This is a genomic window from Roseicella aerolata (assembly GCF_020523605.1).
GTDB classification, from domain to species: Bacteria; Pseudomonadota; Alphaproteobacteria; order Acetobacterales; family Acetobacteraceae; genus Paracraurococcus; species Paracraurococcus aerolatus.
In genome coordinates this window covers 1-859 of record NZ_JAJAQI010000173.1, presented here as the reverse complement: position 1 = coordinate 859, position 859 = coordinate 1, and the positions used below count along the sequence as shown (strand labels likewise).

The window sequence follows — 859 nt, the reverse complement described above, 5'->3', positions numbered from 1 at the left end:
GCCGGAGCGTAGCGTAGGCAGGCCCAGCCGGGTGCGGCAAGATCGCTTCCGGCGCAGGCGGCCGATACCCGAGCGCACTATGAGGCCTCGAGATGTTGTAATGGCGCCGCCAGCGCTCGATCAGCACCTCGGCTTCCTGGAGCGAATGGAAGATCTCCCGATCCAGCAGTTCGTCGCGCAGCTTGCCGTTGAAGGATTCGTTGTAGCCGTTCTCCCATGGGCTGCCGCGCTCGATGAACAACGTGCGCACGCCGATCCGCCCCAGCCAGGCGCGCACAACTTTGGCGGTGAACTCGCCGCCGTTGTCCGACCTGATGTGGTCCGGCGGGCCGCGCTCGACGAACAGGTCGGTCAGCGCCTGCAGCACGTCATCCGAGGTCAACCGCCGTGCCACCACGATGGCCAGGCATTCGCGCGTGTACTCGTCAATGACCGTCAGCATGCGGAAGGGCCGCCCATCCGATGTGCGGTCCTGCACGAAGTCGTAGGCCCAGACATGTCCAGGCCAGCATGGGCGCAGCCGAATGCAGGATCCGTCGTTCAGCCACAGACGGCCCCGCTTCGGCTGCCGCCGCGGTACCTTCAGCCCCTCGCGCCGCCAGATCCGCTGCACCCGCTTGGCGTTCACCCGCCAGCCCTCAGCGCGCAGCATCGCCGTGATCCGTCGGTAGCCGTAGCGGCCGTACTCGGCCGCCAGGGCTACGGTCGCCTCGGTCAGCGCCGCTTCGTCATCCCGGACGCGGCGTGCACGACGCTGCGTCGAGCGCGGCTGACCGAGGGTGCAGCACGCCCGGCGTTCGGAGACGCCGAGCGTAGCCTGCACATGACGGACACAGGCCCGGCGACGCTCGGGGCCTAG

1 protein-coding gene is annotated in these 859 nt (G+C 68.6%); it reads right to left on the bottom strand.

Annotated features, from left to right (window positions below; genetic code table 11):
* Positions 1-859, bottom strand: an 859-nt coding sequence (locus LHA35_RS28410; protein WP_226615262.1) for an IS3 family transposase, incomplete at both ends; no start/stop codon positions are given.